The sequence below is a fragment of the Paenarthrobacter sp. PH39-S1 genome (assembly GCF_030063245.1).
Taxonomy (GTDB): domain Bacteria; phylum Actinomycetota; class Actinomycetes; order Actinomycetales; family Micrococcaceae; genus Arthrobacter_M.
The window spans coordinates 55,700-69,016 of record NZ_JASISR010000002.1 but is presented as its reverse complement, the minus strand read 5'-3'; the positions used below and the strand labels follow the sequence as shown (position 1 = coordinate 69,016).

Below are 13,317 nucleotides of genomic sequence, written 5' to 3'. Positions count from 1 at the left end.
TGACGGTGCCCGCCGCCGTCGTCAGTGCTGCCGCAGCCGTCAGTGCCTGCCGTCGCCGTCGGCTCTATGCGATGACCAGCGCGGCGGGCAGCCGGATGGCGAACGTGGTGCGCCCGGGTCTGCTGGTGAGCTCGATTCGGCCCCCGTGCGCATTGGCAATCGCCTGCACGATGGCCAGCCCCAGACCCGTGGTGCCCGTAGCGCCGGAACGGGCGGAGTCGGCGCGGGCAAAGCGGTCAAAGACCTGCTCCTGGAATTCCTCTGGGATGCCGGGGCCGTTGTCGGTGACGGTCAGTACGATGGAACCATCCGTTGCCCGGTGGACGGCGGTGAAGACCGTGGTGCCGGCGTCCGTGTGCTTGTAGGCATTCGTGAGCAGGTTGATGAGCAGCTGGCGGAGCTGGTTTTCGTCGCCGCGGATGCGCAGCGGCTCACTTGCCACGTCCATCTTCCATAGATGATCCTGGGCAATGACGCGGATGTCGCTGACGCTCTCCACTATCACCTCGGTCAGGTCCAGCTCCTTGAGGTCCAGGGCGCGGCCCTCATCCAACCGGGCCAGCAGCAGCAGGTCCTCTACCAGGGTTCCCATCCGTTTGGACTGGGACTCCACCCGGTCCAAAGAATTCCGGCCGTCCGGGCTCAGCGTCTCGGTCATCCGGAGCAGCTCCGTGTAGCCGCGGATGGCCGTGAGCGGGGTGCGCAGCTCGTGGCTTGCATCGGCGACAAACCGGCGCACCTTTGTTTCGCTTTTCTGCCGGGCCTGCAGGGCGCTGAAGACGTTGTCCAGCATCTTGTTCAGGGCATGCCCGACGTTGCCGACCTCGGTCTCGGGATTTGCCGCCTTGGCCGGCACCCGCACCGCCAGGGCGACCTCCCCGGCGTCCAGCGGCAGCCCTGCCACCCGGGTGGCAACAGCGGAAAGTTCCTCAAGCGGCTCGAGGGTGCGGCGGATGATGAAGGTTCCGGCAAGCCCGAGGGCCAGCAGGCCGCCCAGGGAGATCAGCACAATGGCGAGCACCAGGGATGCCAGCGTGGCGTTGTTGGGCGCCAGCGGAAGGCCGGTCACGATGATGTCCCCGTCCGGCATGGAGGCGGCCACCAGACGGTAGTCGCCGTTGGAGAGGGTCCGGTCCACCGGGGGAGCTTCGGCCGGAATTCCGAGGAGCGTGGCCGCGTCTCCGGCGGTGATTCCGGGCATGGTCTGATCCCTGGACAGCAGGCCGGCGCTTGTCACCGCACCGGCGGAGATACGCGCGTTGAGGGTGCCGATGCCGGTGCCGCGGGCGTTCAGCGGATTCGGATGGTCACCGGCGGATCCTTGCGGGGGTGGGCCGGCGCTGAAGGTCGTGGCCCGGTGTGACGCCTCGGCCAGGGTGTCGTCCAACTGATGGGTCAGAGAAGCCTGGACGGCAGCATAGCTGACCAGACCCACTATGAAACAAATGGCGGTCAGCAGCGCCATCGTGGCGAGCACAAGCTTGGTCCGAAGATGCCAGGATCCTAACCGGGACCAACGCTGTCGGGGGCGGCCCCATCGCCCGGGCCTGTGCAAAATGACGGAAGCGGGCAGGCTCACGGAGCGGCCGGTTTCAGCACATAACCAGCACCCCGCACGGTGTGGATCATGGGCGGACGGTCGGCGTCGATCTTTTTGCGCAGGTAGGAGATATAGAGTTCCACGATGTTGGCCTGGCCACCGAAATCGTAGTTCCAGACCCGGTCAAGAATCTGTGCCTTGCTGAGCACCCGGCGAGGGTTTTCCATCAGGTAGCGGAGTAGTTCATACTGCGTCGCCGTGAGTGCGATCAGCGCCCCGCCGCGGATCACCTCCCGAGTGTCCTGGTTCAGGGTCAGATCCCCCACTACCAGCTCGGCGGCGTCCTCTGCCGTCACGCCGGAGCGCTGGACGATGCGGTGCAGCCGGAGCAGGACTTCTTCCATGCTGAACGGTTTGGTGACATAGTCATCGCCGCCGGCGGCGAGCCCGGTGACACGGTCTTCCACGGTATCCTTCGCGGTCAGGAAGAGCGCCGGCACACCGGGTGCAAAGGTGCGGATCTTGCCAAGGAGTTCGACGCCGTCGACCCCGGGAAGCATGACGTCCAGCACCAGCACGTCGGGTCGGAATTCACGCGCGGTTTTGATGGCTTGATTTCCATCGTGGGCCACCACAACGTCCCACCCGGCCATCCGCAGTCCCATCCGCATCAGGTCGGCCAGGCTCGCTTCGTCGTCCACGACGAGAGCGCGGATCGGCGAGCCGTCCTGATGCGTGAGACGGGGGAGATGTTCTGTGAAAGAGCGCGAAGATGCCATGGCTATAACTCTCTGGCAATGGGGTTTGCCGGCGCTGGGCGCCGGCAAAGTTTTAGCTGTGAACCCCAGACTAGCCACCCGTGCGCCCGGGTAACAGTCAGACGGGACTTTCGTCGTCGGCTCTCGATGCAGTTAAACGGCCTAAACGGCCGAAAACTATGCAGGAGCGGGTCCGTTGCATGGCGGGGCACTGGTGACATTGCCTTCAGCGTCCGGGCCTGGTCACCGATGATGCTCCGGCCTGCTCGGTTCAACGAAGAATCGAATGATTTTCAGGCCTCTCAGCCGGAAACTCAGCCGGTTCTTCGAATAACAGCTGAATAAGCGACAATCTGAACCGCCTGTGACCTTGGACACATTGAGGTTATCCATCTCATTATGCGGACACTTTGGCGCAATGTTACTTGCGTGTTCGCTTTGTTACGTAGCACACTCTGATTGTGAACATCCACTCAATGGCATCTGCAGCCGCAGCGACCCTCCCCGGTGAAACCACTGGAAGGATCATGTGCTGTTGTCGAATGCAGGCCTGACCCGCTACCCCTGAGTTCAGGCATTATCGGCCCATCTGGCCTGCCCCTGATGGGCATTTCACCGGCTTATCGGCCGGGTGAGGAAAAGCATTCGCGCCGCGACGTCGGCCATTCACATTGAGGTAATCCCATGTCAGTAGCTTCCGGATACGTCCACATCTCCGTCCGCAATGCAGGCAAGCCGGCCGCAGTAAATGCCGTCAACAATCCCAACAGTTTCCGCGCTCCGTTCGCCGCGCGGGCCGGCTATCTCGCGGCCGTTCCTCCGCACGGGTTCGGCCATGAGCAGGAAACCCGACCGGCCGGATTCGGCCAGAACCGACCCGCCGCCCACAGTGCCGATGCACCCCTGACAGCTCCCACCCCCGTCATCTCCGGTGTTGAAAGTGCCCGCGCCTCGGCGGCGGACAACGTGGCCCGTGGGTTCGTCGTGTATGTCGGCGTGGATGAGGAAACCGCTGCCGCCGCAGGAACGTCTCTGGCCAAGCTGGCACAGGATATTCGGGCACATGTCCAGTCGCTGGTGCCGCAGGCACAGAGTTATGCCGCCGTGGCGATAGCTCCCGCAGACACTCCCGGCACGGCTCTCGAAGTGGTCCGCTCGACGTTCGGTGATCCGACGGTTCTTGCCCGCCAGCGTCAGGAGGCAGCCCGGCTGCGCACCGTACAGGAATCGCGCCCGTCCGGCGTGCTGATCGATCTGGCACGTCGTGAGGTGCACCTGGACGGCGAGACCTTGAACCTGACGTTCAAGGAATTCGAGCTGCTGAACTATCTTGTCGAGCACGGCACGCGTACGGTTGGCCGCGACGAGCTGCTGGACGGACTGTGGGGCAATGCGGACGAGGTGCCGAACGAGCGGACCATCGACGTCCACATCCGCCGGCTCCGGTCCAAGCTGGGCCGACTGGCGAACACGGTGCGCACGGTCCGTGGTGAGGGCTACCGTTTCTACGAGCATCCCGAAGTCGTGGTGTGGGCCGCGCCGGAGTACTCCATCTGATGGTGCCGCCGCCGGCGAACGGACACCGCGCATCTGATGGTGCCGCCCGCCGACGAACTGGCACTGCGGCGGGTCCGAAACCTGCCACCAGCGAAACCTGTCACTAGACTCAGTGCATGAGTGATCACCACGTGAAGCGGCTGGTTTTGATGCGACATTCGAAAGCCGCGTATCCGCTGGGTGTCGCCGACCACGACCGGCCGCTGGCGCAGCGCGGGCATGCGGATGCCGTGGTGGCGGGCAAATGGCTGGTTGACAATGGCGTCATTCCGGATTTCATCCTCTGTTCCAGCGCCCTCCGGGCCCGGCAAAGCTGTACCTGGGTCTGCCAGCAGCTCGGGGAGAAGGCTCCGACCCCAAAACTTGAGGACCGGCTTTATGCGGCTTCGGCTGCCGAGATGCTGACGGTGATCAATCATCTGCCGGAAACGGTGCGGACGCTGCTGGTCATCAGCCACCTGCCGGGTCTGCAGGACCTTGGGCTGCGGCTGGCCTCCAGGGATTCGGCCGAGGACGCCTACACTAATCTGGCCATGAGCTATCCCACAAGCGCCTTGGCGGTCTTTGAGCATGCTGGATCCTGGGCCGAACTGGACGGCCAGGACGCCCAGGCTGTCAGTTTCGCCGTCCCCCGGGCGGTCTGACTTCACTGCGTCCCTGAATGCCGGATCAGTCTGTCCGAGCTAACGGAGGTAGCCGCGGATGACGGTCATGACCGTAGCCAGGGCCTGTTCGCGGGAACGTTCCGGCTGGAAAACCAAGCGGTCCAGCCCGATGACGAACGTCGCGCCGAATATTGCGCCGGCGACGCTTGCCGGGGGGATGCCGGCATCTACGGCATGCTCCCGGGACACCCGCTCCACGGCGGTGCCGAGGACGCTGACCAGCCGCTCGCGCAGCAGCGTCAGCGTCTCATGCCATTCGCCTGGCGTGCGCCACATCTCGCCGACCAGCAACTGCGCGAATGAGGGATATTCGGCGAAGAAATCCAGTATGGCCCCGAGCATTTCCTGCAAGTCATCCACGGCATCATTAGCCCCAGCCGCAGCCCCAGCCGCAGCCCCGGCCGCAGCCCCAGCTGGGCCGTGCTTTCGGCCCACGTTCCGAACAACGAGGCGGGATTCAAGCATCCCGACGCCGTGTTCGAGCAGTTGCCCGATCATCTCCGATTTGCTGCCGAAGTTGTAATAGACCGTCCCCTTGGACACACCCGCCGCCGCGGCGATCTCATCCACGGTGACATTGGCCGGTCCACGTTCGCCGATCAGCAGCATGGACGCATCAAAGAGCTTTTGCCTCGTGGCATTGGTCCGTCCCGGCCGCCGGGTTTCCGCGGCGCGGGCTGGGACGGCCCTCATACCGCGATCTCCGGCAGCAGGGTCTTCAATGTCCAGAACTTGTGTTTCCGCACGGCGATGACCGATAGCAGCAGGCCAAACAGCGTGTAGCCGATCAGGCCGAGAACGATCGCGCCCAGGGGTGCCAGATCGGCGCCGTAAATAAGGTGCCGCATGCCTTCGACCACGTGCCCCATCGGCATGATCTGATGCACCACGTGCAACGGTCCCGGGGTTGTTTGCCAGGGGAAGGTGCCGCCCGAGCTCACCAGTTGGAGCACCAGCAGGACCAGGACCACAAATTTACCGACGCTGCCCAAGAGCGCCACCACACCCTGGATGATGGCGGTGAAGGCCATCGAGGCCAGCAGCAGCAGGCCCAGGGTCAGGAGGGGGTGGGTGGGGTCGAGGCCCAGCCCGAAATAGACCACAAGATACATCGCAACGGCCTGCAGGGTGGAGACGACGAAGAACGGCAGCCAACCGCCCACCGCTATCTTCCACGAGGGTGCGTTGGAGGCCAGAGCGCGCTGGGTGATCGGCCGCATCGTCTGCACCAGCATAAACGCCCCTATCCACAGCGCCAGGACCAGGAAGAACGGAGCCAGCCCGGAACCGTAATTGGCAGCCTGCGCCTGCGAGAGCGAGTTCACCGCGATCGGGTCCGAGATGACCTTGGCGGCGTTGGCCTTCTGGGCATCGTTGGGATTGGGTACCCGGCCGGCTCCCTGTGCCAGAGAATCCGCGAGCGTCGTGGCCCCGTCGGACAGCTTCTTCGCACCGTCGTCAAGCCCTGCCGCGCCCTCATCGAGCGTTTTCGCTCCCGCCGCGAGCTGGTTGGCGCCATCGAACACGGTCTGCTGGGTGGCGGCCAGGGTCGCCGTGCCGGAGGCCAGCTGCCGCGCGCCGCCGTTGGCTTCGGAGATGGCGGCCGTGAGAGTCGGAGCAGCGCCGGCCAATTTCGCGGCCCCACCGGAAACCGCCTGCGAGCCGTCCGCAAGCTTCTGCACGTCCGCGGCGTCGATGTGGAGTTTGGTCCGGGCATCCGTCAGGGCCGGGCTTGCCGGCAGCGCCTGCAGCTGGTCGAGGACCTTTTGCTCCTGCGCGGCGGACATGGTCCCATTCTGCACCAGCGGATCGAGGGCCGGCTTCGCCTTGTCGTTGAGGAGGCCCTGTGCGGCGGAGTCCAGCCGATCCAGAGAGCCGACGGCGCTTTGCACCTTGCTGTTCAGCGCCGCGTTTCCCGCCGCGACCTGGGCTGCCCCGGAGGAGAGGGCCTGGCTGTCCGCGGGCAGCAAGGCGGTTTGGGACTGCAGCTGGCCCAGTCCGTTGCTCAGCTGGACGGCTCCGTTATTGAGCTGATTCGCTCCAGCCACCAATTGGGTCTGGCCGTTCAGCAGCGTGTCCGCGCCGGTGCTGAGCGCCCCCGTCCCGGTGTGCAGTTGTGCCGCACCGTCCCGAAAACTTGCCGCTCCCGACGCGAGCTGGCCGGCGCCGTCGGCCGCTTTCACTAGCTGCGTGTGAATGGTGCCGTACCCGGTGAGCAGCGCGTCCGCCGTCCTCTGTCCCACCTCCTTGGCCACAGATTCGTGGACCTGCGTGGTCACCTTGTCCACGATGGACGTGAGCAGGTAATTGTTGGCGTCATTGGTGGTGACGCTCAGGATGGCCTGCCGGGCGGAGTCAAAGTTCTCCGGCGAAGCGAGGCTGGCGGAGAAGTCGCTGGGGATTTTCAGGGCAAAGGCGTACTCGCCGGACGCCACGCCGTCGTCCGCCTGCTCGGCCGAGGCGACCTTCACCCAGTCAAACTTTTTCCCGACCATCAGCGTCTGGGCCACCTGGTCGCCCACATGGAGCTGCCGGCCGTCCTTCGTGGTGGCACCCTGGTCCTCGACGACGACGGCGGCCTTCAGCTGTTCAAGGTTGCCGTAGGGATCCCAATTGGCGTAGAGGTAGACGGCGCCGTACAGCAGCGGAACCATGATCAGGGCCAGAATGGTCAGCTTGGGCAGCAGACCGCCGGTCATGCGCTTGAGCTCCGAGAGAGCGAGGCGGAGGACGGTCATTGGGTTTCCTGCGATTCGTCGTTGTGAGCGGGTTTCGCCGCGGCTGGCTGGGCCTGTGGACCCTGTGAGGAAATTTCTGCGGTAGCCGGTTCGGGAGCCGGCTCAACGGCCGGTTCGGTGGGGGCCGCTTCGGGAGCCGGCGCGGGGACGGCGGGGATATCTCCCACCTGCGCAGTCGCGCCGTCCCAGTCCAGCGGGAAGTGTGCGACGACGGCGATCACCGTTAGGCGGTGCCCGCCGTCGTGCCTGCCGGTGCCGGCAGCCAGCCGCTGCAGGAAAGGCAGCCAGTCCTGCGCGTCATCGCTGTGCCGGTCGGGTGAATCCACCACCAGCACGTCGACATCCGGGTTTGCCAGCGCCAGGTCCGTCAGTAACCGCAGCCGCGGCTCCGGCGCGAGCTCGTCCGTCCATTTGCCGGCGATCTCCGAGTGCCCGTGCTTGACCAGCCAGGCCGTGGGGCGGGTACGGTCACGGAATCTGCGCGGGATCAGGGCCAGATCCTCGGCCGCGAGATCCTTCACGCTCAGATGCTGCTCGGGCTCGTTGACCCCGGGGGCGTCGATTAATGCACTGTGCCGGCGCAAATGGGTGATGTCTGCCTCGTGTCCCCAGTGCACCGTCCCGGAGGTCGGCTTCATCCGCCCGGTCAGGGTCAGGGCCAGCGCGGTTCGCCTCTGGCGGCCGTCACCCTGAACCAGCAGCACGGCGCCGCGCGGCGCTTCCAGGCTGGTGGCCGGCAAGAGGTCCCGATGGCGCCCCGCAACGTGGAGCTCCGAAGCCGACAGCACAGCATGACCTTCCGATGGGGATATGAACGGATAAACCATATCAAAACTGACTGGTCAGTTCAACTAGAGGGTCAGCGCATTCATGAGCCCGGCGTCCGGACGGGGTGGTCGGCTCGATGGGTTAGAGCCCGCATTTCTCCAGCAGCCGCAGCCAGACCTCGCTGACCGTCGGGTAGGAGGGCACGGCGTGCCACAAGCGTTCCAGCGGAACCTGCCCGACGACGGCGATGGTGGCCGAGTGCAGCAGCTCGGCGACGTCGGGGCCGGCAAACGTCGCACCGAGTATGGTCCTGCTGTCGTCATCGATCACCAGTTGCGCCCAACCCTGGTAATCGTCCGCGTAGAGCGATGACCCTGCCACGGCGATCGGCAGCGAGACGTCGGAAACATTCTTTCCGGCGTCGCGCGCCTGCTCCATGCTCAGGCCCACCGAGGCAATTTCCGGGTCAGTGAAGACGACGTTCGGCACGGCATGGTCGTCGGCGGTCTGCGCGTAGCTGCTCCACGGCGCCGGGTCGCCGCTGAGTTTCCCGGCCGCCCGGGCCACGATGGCGGCTCCGGTGGCACGGGCCTCATATTTCCCCTGATGAGTCAGCAGCACCTTGCCGGCCGCATCCCCGACGGCGTAGAGCCAGTCGTTGTCGGATACCCTTCCGGTTGTGTCGGTATCGAGTTTTTTCGGTTCCAGTCCGATGCTCTCCAGACCCAGACCCTCCAGCGCCGGGTGCCGGCCGGTGGAAACCAGCAGCTCATCGGAGGTGACGGTCCCGCCGCCGTCGGACAGGATCAGTTCCACCTCGCCGTCGGCATTGCGCCGGACGCTGTCCGCGGAGGTGTGTAGACGCAGATCCACGCCGTCCGCCCGGAGCCCGGCCTTGACCAGCTCCCGGGCCTCCGCCGGGTACATGGCCAGCAGATTCCCGCGGGCCACCAGAGTCACGCTGGAACCGAGCCGGGCAAAGGCCTGGGCCAGTTCCGTGCCCGACACTCCGCCGCCGAAGACGGTCAGCCGACCCGGGATATTCTGCGCGGAGGTGGCCTGGCGGGTGCCCCAATAGTCGATGTCGTCCAGCCCGGGCAGCGGGGGAGCGGTCGGCACGGACCCGGTGGCCAGCGCGACCGCGTGCCGGGCGTGCAAAAGGTGCCTGCCGCCGTCGTTCCCGGCAACTTCAACGGTCCGCACGCCGGTGAGCCACGCGTGTCCGCGGATCAGCTCAATGCCGGCGCCTTTTACCCAGTCGACCTGGCCGTCGTCCTGCCAGTGCGAGGTGAACTCGTCACGCCGCTTGAGGACGGCGGCGGCGTCCAGTGTCTGCGTCGCAGCCTCCCGCGAACCGGCCACGGACTGGGCGGCCAGCAGTGCAGTCCCGGGTCGCAGCAGCGCCTTCGACGGCATGCACGCCCAGTAGGAGCACTCCCCGCCGACCAGTTCAGCCTCGATCAGCACCGCGGTGAGGCCGCCCTGCACCACGCGTTCCGCTGCGTTTTCGCCCGCCGCGCCGGCACCGATAATGACAACATCGACCGTTCGTGGCTCGCTCATGGTCCGAGCCTACGTCGGCTGGGCATTTGGTGCACGGCCAGGGCGCGGCCAGGGCATTACCCACGCAAGCGCAGATGCGATGCGGGCACCTGCCGTGCAATCGATGCCAGGCCCACGGATCAGGCGTCCAGGGCGTCCTTAAACCAGCCCGTGATGGAGGCCGGGTGCGTGATGGCGGTGCCGACGACGACGGCGAACGCGCCCGCGTCCAGTGCCTGGCGGGCCTGCGCCGGGGTATGGATACGGCCTTCGGCGATCAGCGGCAGGCCCAAGTCCGCAGCGACGATTTCCGCCAGCAGGTCCAGGTCCGGCCCCTGTGTCTTTTCGCGCTCACCCGAATAGCCTGCCAACGTGGTGCCGATCAGATCCGCGCCGGCTGCCATGGCCGCCTCGGCGTCGGCCAGCGATCCGCAATCGGCCATGACCAGCGCATTGGATCCGGTGTGGATGCCCGCGATGGTCGCTGCCAGAGCCAGACCGTCCGGTCGGGGGCGGCGGGTGCCGTCGATGGCCACGATGTGCGACCCAGCGTTCGCGCACGCCAGCGCATGCCGGAGGGTGGGTGTGATGAAAACGCCGCTGTGGCCGTCCTTCCACAGCCCGATCACGGGAACCTCGACGGCGGCGCGGGTGAACTGGATGTCCGCAATGCCTTGCACGCGAACGGCCGCGGCACCGCCGATCACGGCGGAGGCCGCAACCTGGCCGGTGGTCCGCGGATCGCGCATCGGCTCGCCGGGATAGGCCTGGGCCGAGACAATCAGCTGTCCCTTGAGCGCGTCCAGGTCGGTCAGTTTCAGGGTCACTTTAACTCCTCGTAGTGATGGCTCGGCGTTACGAATGCTGTGTTCAATGAAATGCCGTGGTGATTTTTTGGCTTACAAAACCAGGGTCGCTGCGCCCACGATGGCCGCGGTGTTGCCCAGCGTAGCGCGGACAATCCGCAGCCCGGCCAGCGGAGGCATCAGCTCCTCGGCCGCCGCGGCGGTCATTTCGTCCCACCAGAGGGCCCCAGCGTCGGCCAATCCGCCGGAGACCACCACCACCTCGGGGTCCAGTACATTGCCCAGCCCGCCGACGGCCTGGCCCGCTGCACGCGCCGACGTTTGAACTGACGCCAGTGCCACCGGATCCCCGGCGCTGGCGCGGGCAAAGACCTGCCGGGTGTCGACTGCACGGGAATCCCCGCCGTTGCGCAGATAAAGGGCATGCAGGGCCGGACCGGAAGCAATGGCCTCGACGTGCCCGCGGTGCCCACAGGAGCAGTCCAACGGGCTGCCGTCCGCGGCCACGGCATAACTGGAGGCGAAGTGGCCTACATGTCCACCAACAAAGCGGTGCCCCAGCAGCGGACGGCCGGCCACGACAAAAGAACCGCCGACCCCGGTGCCGAAGGCCATCATCAGCGTGCTGGACGAACCGGCCCCGGCGCCGAGCCAGTCTTCTCCGATGGCGTGCGCATGGACGTCGTTGATGACTTTCACGCAGCCCCCAGGCAGGCCGAGGCGGGCGCTGAGCCCGTCGGCGATCCGCGTGCCCGCCCAGCCCAGAATGGCGTCAGTCGCGGAGATGACGGCTCCGCGATCCGCGTCGATGACGCCGGCGGAGCCCATTCCGACGGCGGAAATTTCAAGGCCGACGGCGGCGGCCTCGTTCCGAAGACCTGACACCAGGGCGGCGGTGGCGTCCAGAATCGCCTCCCCGCCGTCCCGGTTCAGCGTCGCCATCTGCTTCTGGAACAGGACCTTTCCGGCAGCATCAACAACTCCGGCAGCCGTCTTCGTCCCACCCAAATCCACACCAATTGCGTACCGCATGAAAAACCTTCTCAAAAAACAAGGAGCCGTGGGCCGTGCGGAGGAAGCTGTCTGAAAGCCGCCTTCGGCGCCGACAAGATCACATCAGATCGGACAAGATCAGATCAGATCAGACCGGTGCGCTCCAGAATAACCTTGACCGCAGCGGTCTCAGCGTCATCCAGCGCCAGCATCGGCGCACTCATGACATTGGTTTTAATGACACCCATCAGCACCAGTGCCGTCTTGAAAGCACCCAGGCCGGCGGCGTTCCCGGACAGCCGTCCGGGCCTGGGCGTGTAGACAATTTCGAAAACATCGGCCAGACGGTTCTGCTCGGCGGCGGCCTTGGTCCAGTCGCCGGCGACGGCGGCCTCGTACAGGTTCTTGTATCCACGGGGATCCACGTTTCCCAGGCCCGGGACGACGCCCTGTGCCCCACCCAGCAGGGCGCCGTCGACGACGACCTCATGACCGGTGAAGATGTCGAAGTTGGGGATGTCCTTGGCGGCCAGCAGCAGCTGACGGAAGGAGACATCGTCGCCGGAGGAGTCCTTGACGCCGGCAATGACACCCTCGGCGCCCAGCTGGACCAGCAGATCGGTGGGCAGCTTGAAGTGTGTGCGCACTGGAACGTCATACGCGAAAATTGGGGTGTCAACGGCGGCGTGGATGCTGCGGAAGTGCGTGGCGTTTTCCTGCGCGTTGCTGACCGCGTAGTACTGCGAGGTGATCACGAGCGCATCGGCGCCGAGCGCGACGACCCGCTTGGCCTCCTCAATCACGCGGTTCGTGGTCTGCTCACAGGCGCCGACCACCAGCGGGACCTGGCCGGCATTGACGCCGGCAATGGTCGTTAGCACGGTATCGCGCTCGCTGTTGGTCATATGGCTGACTTCGCCGGAGGAGCCGAGCACGAACAGTCCATCCACACCGCCGTCGAGCAGGTGCTTGACGACGTTCTCCAGCGAGGGAACGTCGATCGCGCCCTCAAGGGTGCGCGGGGTGACGACGGGCGGGATGACGCCCTGAAAACGGGTAGCGACGGGGGTCACAATATTCTCCAAATTAGTTGATGTCAATAGATGAAAAACGGTGGGGCAAGGCTAGATGTGCAGCAGCGATGGCGCTGCGCCGAGCAGCTTCTTCGTGTAGTCGTCGCGGGGGTTCCCGAAGACCTGTCCTGCGGGGCCTTCTTCAACGATCTGGCCGAAGTACATAACGCAGATCCGGTCGGAAACGTAGCGCACGGTCTGGATGTCGTGGCTGATGAACACCATGCCCAGATTCAGTTCCTTCTTCAGATCGGACAGCAGGTTCAGTACCTGAGCCCGGACCGAAACATCCAGGGCCGACGTCGGCTCATCCGCCACGATCAGGTCCGGTCCCAAGGCCAGGGCGCGGGCGATGGCCACACGCTGGCGCTGGCCGCCGGAAACCTGGGAAGGCGTGACCTCCGCCGCCGACTGCGGCAGACCCACCAGGGCCAGCAGTTCCCGGACCTTCGCGGCTCGGGATGCGGCGTTGCCGATCCCGTGGATCACCAGCGGATCGGTCAGGATGTCCTGGATGGTCATCCGCGGATTCAACGCCGTCGACGGATCCTGGAAAACCACCGAGACCGCCCGGCCGAATTCCTTACGCATCCGCGCGTTGCGTTTGATGGCCGGCAGGCCGTGGAACAAAACTTCGCCGGAGGTGGGGGTCTGCAGGCCGACGAGGACGCTTGCCAGCGTGGACTTTCCACAACCCGACTCACCCACGATGCCCACGGTTTCGCCACGGCTGACGGTGAAGTTCACACCGTTGACGGCCTTGACGTAGTTGGGCTTGAACAGTCCGCCCGAACGGGTCCGGTGGTGAACATGCAGGTCCTTCAGCTCAATGACCGGTGCGGTGTCCTGCGCGGTCTTGCTGCTCATCGATACCGTG

Annotated in this window: 12 protein-coding genes; 2 read left to right on the top strand and 10 right to left on the bottom strand. The window is 65.6% G+C overall.

Annotated elements, in window-relative coordinates; genetic code table 11:
- Positions 1-64 precede the first annotated feature (64 nt).
- Positions 65-1,465, bottom strand: a complete 1,401-nt coding sequence (locus QMG52_RS01530; protein WP_283558854.1) for a sensor histidine kinase — start codon at positions 1,463-1,465, stop codon at positions 65-67.
- Positions 1,466-1,575: 110 nt separating this feature from the next.
- Entirely contained in the window at positions 1,576-2,319 is a 744-nt protein-coding gene (locus QMG52_RS01525; protein ID WP_283558678.1) for a response regulator transcription factor, read from the bottom strand.
- Between the two features lie 663 nt (positions 2,320-2,982).
- Between QMG52_RS01525 and QMG52_RS01520 the strand changes: the two genes are divergently transcribed.
- Positions 2,983-3,855 (top strand): winged helix-turn-helix domain-containing protein, encoded by an 873-nt coding sequence (locus tag QMG52_RS01520; RefSeq protein WP_283558677.1) that lies wholly within the window; start codon positions 2,983-2,985, stop codon positions 3,853-3,855.
- A gap of 116 nt (positions 3,856-3,971) precedes the next feature.
- Entirely contained in the window at positions 3,972-4,499 is a 528-nt protein-coding gene (locus QMG52_RS01515) for a SixA phosphatase family protein (RefSeq protein ID WP_283558676.1), read from the top strand.
- A 39-nt stretch (positions 4,500-4,538) separates the two neighbouring features.
- Here the strand turns inward: QMG52_RS01515 and QMG52_RS01510 are convergent, their stop codons facing one another.
- From QMG52_RS01510 to QMG52_RS01475, 8 genes are all read right to left on the bottom strand, one after another.
- Positions 4,539-5,213 carry a TetR/AcrR family transcriptional regulator gene (locus QMG52_RS01510; protein ID WP_283558675.1) on the bottom strand — a complete coding sequence of 225 codons (675 nt, stop codon included), beginning with the start codon at positions 5,211-5,213 and terminating at the stop codon, positions 4,539-4,541.
- Entirely contained in the window at positions 5,210-7,258 is a 2,049-nt protein-coding gene (locus QMG52_RS01505; protein WP_283558674.1) for a YhgE/Pip family protein, read from the bottom strand. Before QMG52_RS01505 ends, QMG52_RS01510 begins: the two co-directional genes overlap by 4 nt.
- Positions 7,255-8,046, bottom strand: a complete 792-nt coding sequence (locus QMG52_RS01500) for an ABC transporter ATP-binding protein (RefSeq protein WP_283558673.1) — start codon at positions 8,044-8,046, stop codon at positions 7,255-7,257. Before QMG52_RS01500 ends, QMG52_RS01505 begins: the two co-directional genes overlap by 4 nt.
- 121 nt (positions 8,047-8,167) lie before the next feature.
- The gene (locus QMG52_RS01495; RefSeq protein ID WP_283558672.1) at positions 8,168-9,589 is read right to left on the bottom strand and encodes a dihydrolipoyl dehydrogenase family protein; all 1,422 of its coding nucleotides are present in this window, start codon (positions 9,587-9,589) and stop codon (positions 8,168-8,170) included.
- Positions 9,590-9,708: 119 nt separating this feature from the next.
- Positions 9,709-10,395, bottom strand: coding sequence for a putative N-acetylmannosamine-6-phosphate 2-epimerase (locus QMG52_RS01490; RefSeq protein WP_283558671.1), 687 nt, complete (start codon positions 10,393-10,395; stop codon positions 9,709-9,711).
- 72 nt (positions 10,396-10,467) lie between these two features.
- Positions 10,468-11,406: an ROK family protein gene (locus QMG52_RS01485; RefSeq protein WP_283558670.1), complete on the bottom strand. Its 939-nt coding sequence runs from the start codon at positions 11,404-11,406 to the stop codon at positions 10,468-10,470.
- Between the two features lie 104 nt (positions 11,407-11,510).
- Positions 11,511-12,440 carry a dihydrodipicolinate synthase family protein gene (locus QMG52_RS01480; protein WP_283558669.1) on the bottom strand — a complete coding sequence of 310 codons (930 nt, stop codon included), beginning with the start codon at positions 12,438-12,440 and terminating at the stop codon, positions 11,511-11,513.
- Between the two features lie 51 nt (positions 12,441-12,491).
- Positions 12,492-13,307: an ABC transporter ATP-binding protein gene (locus QMG52_RS01475; protein WP_283558853.1), complete on the bottom strand. Its 816-nt coding sequence runs from the start codon at positions 13,305-13,307 to the stop codon at positions 12,492-12,494.
- Positions 13,308-13,317 lie beyond the last annotated feature (10 nt).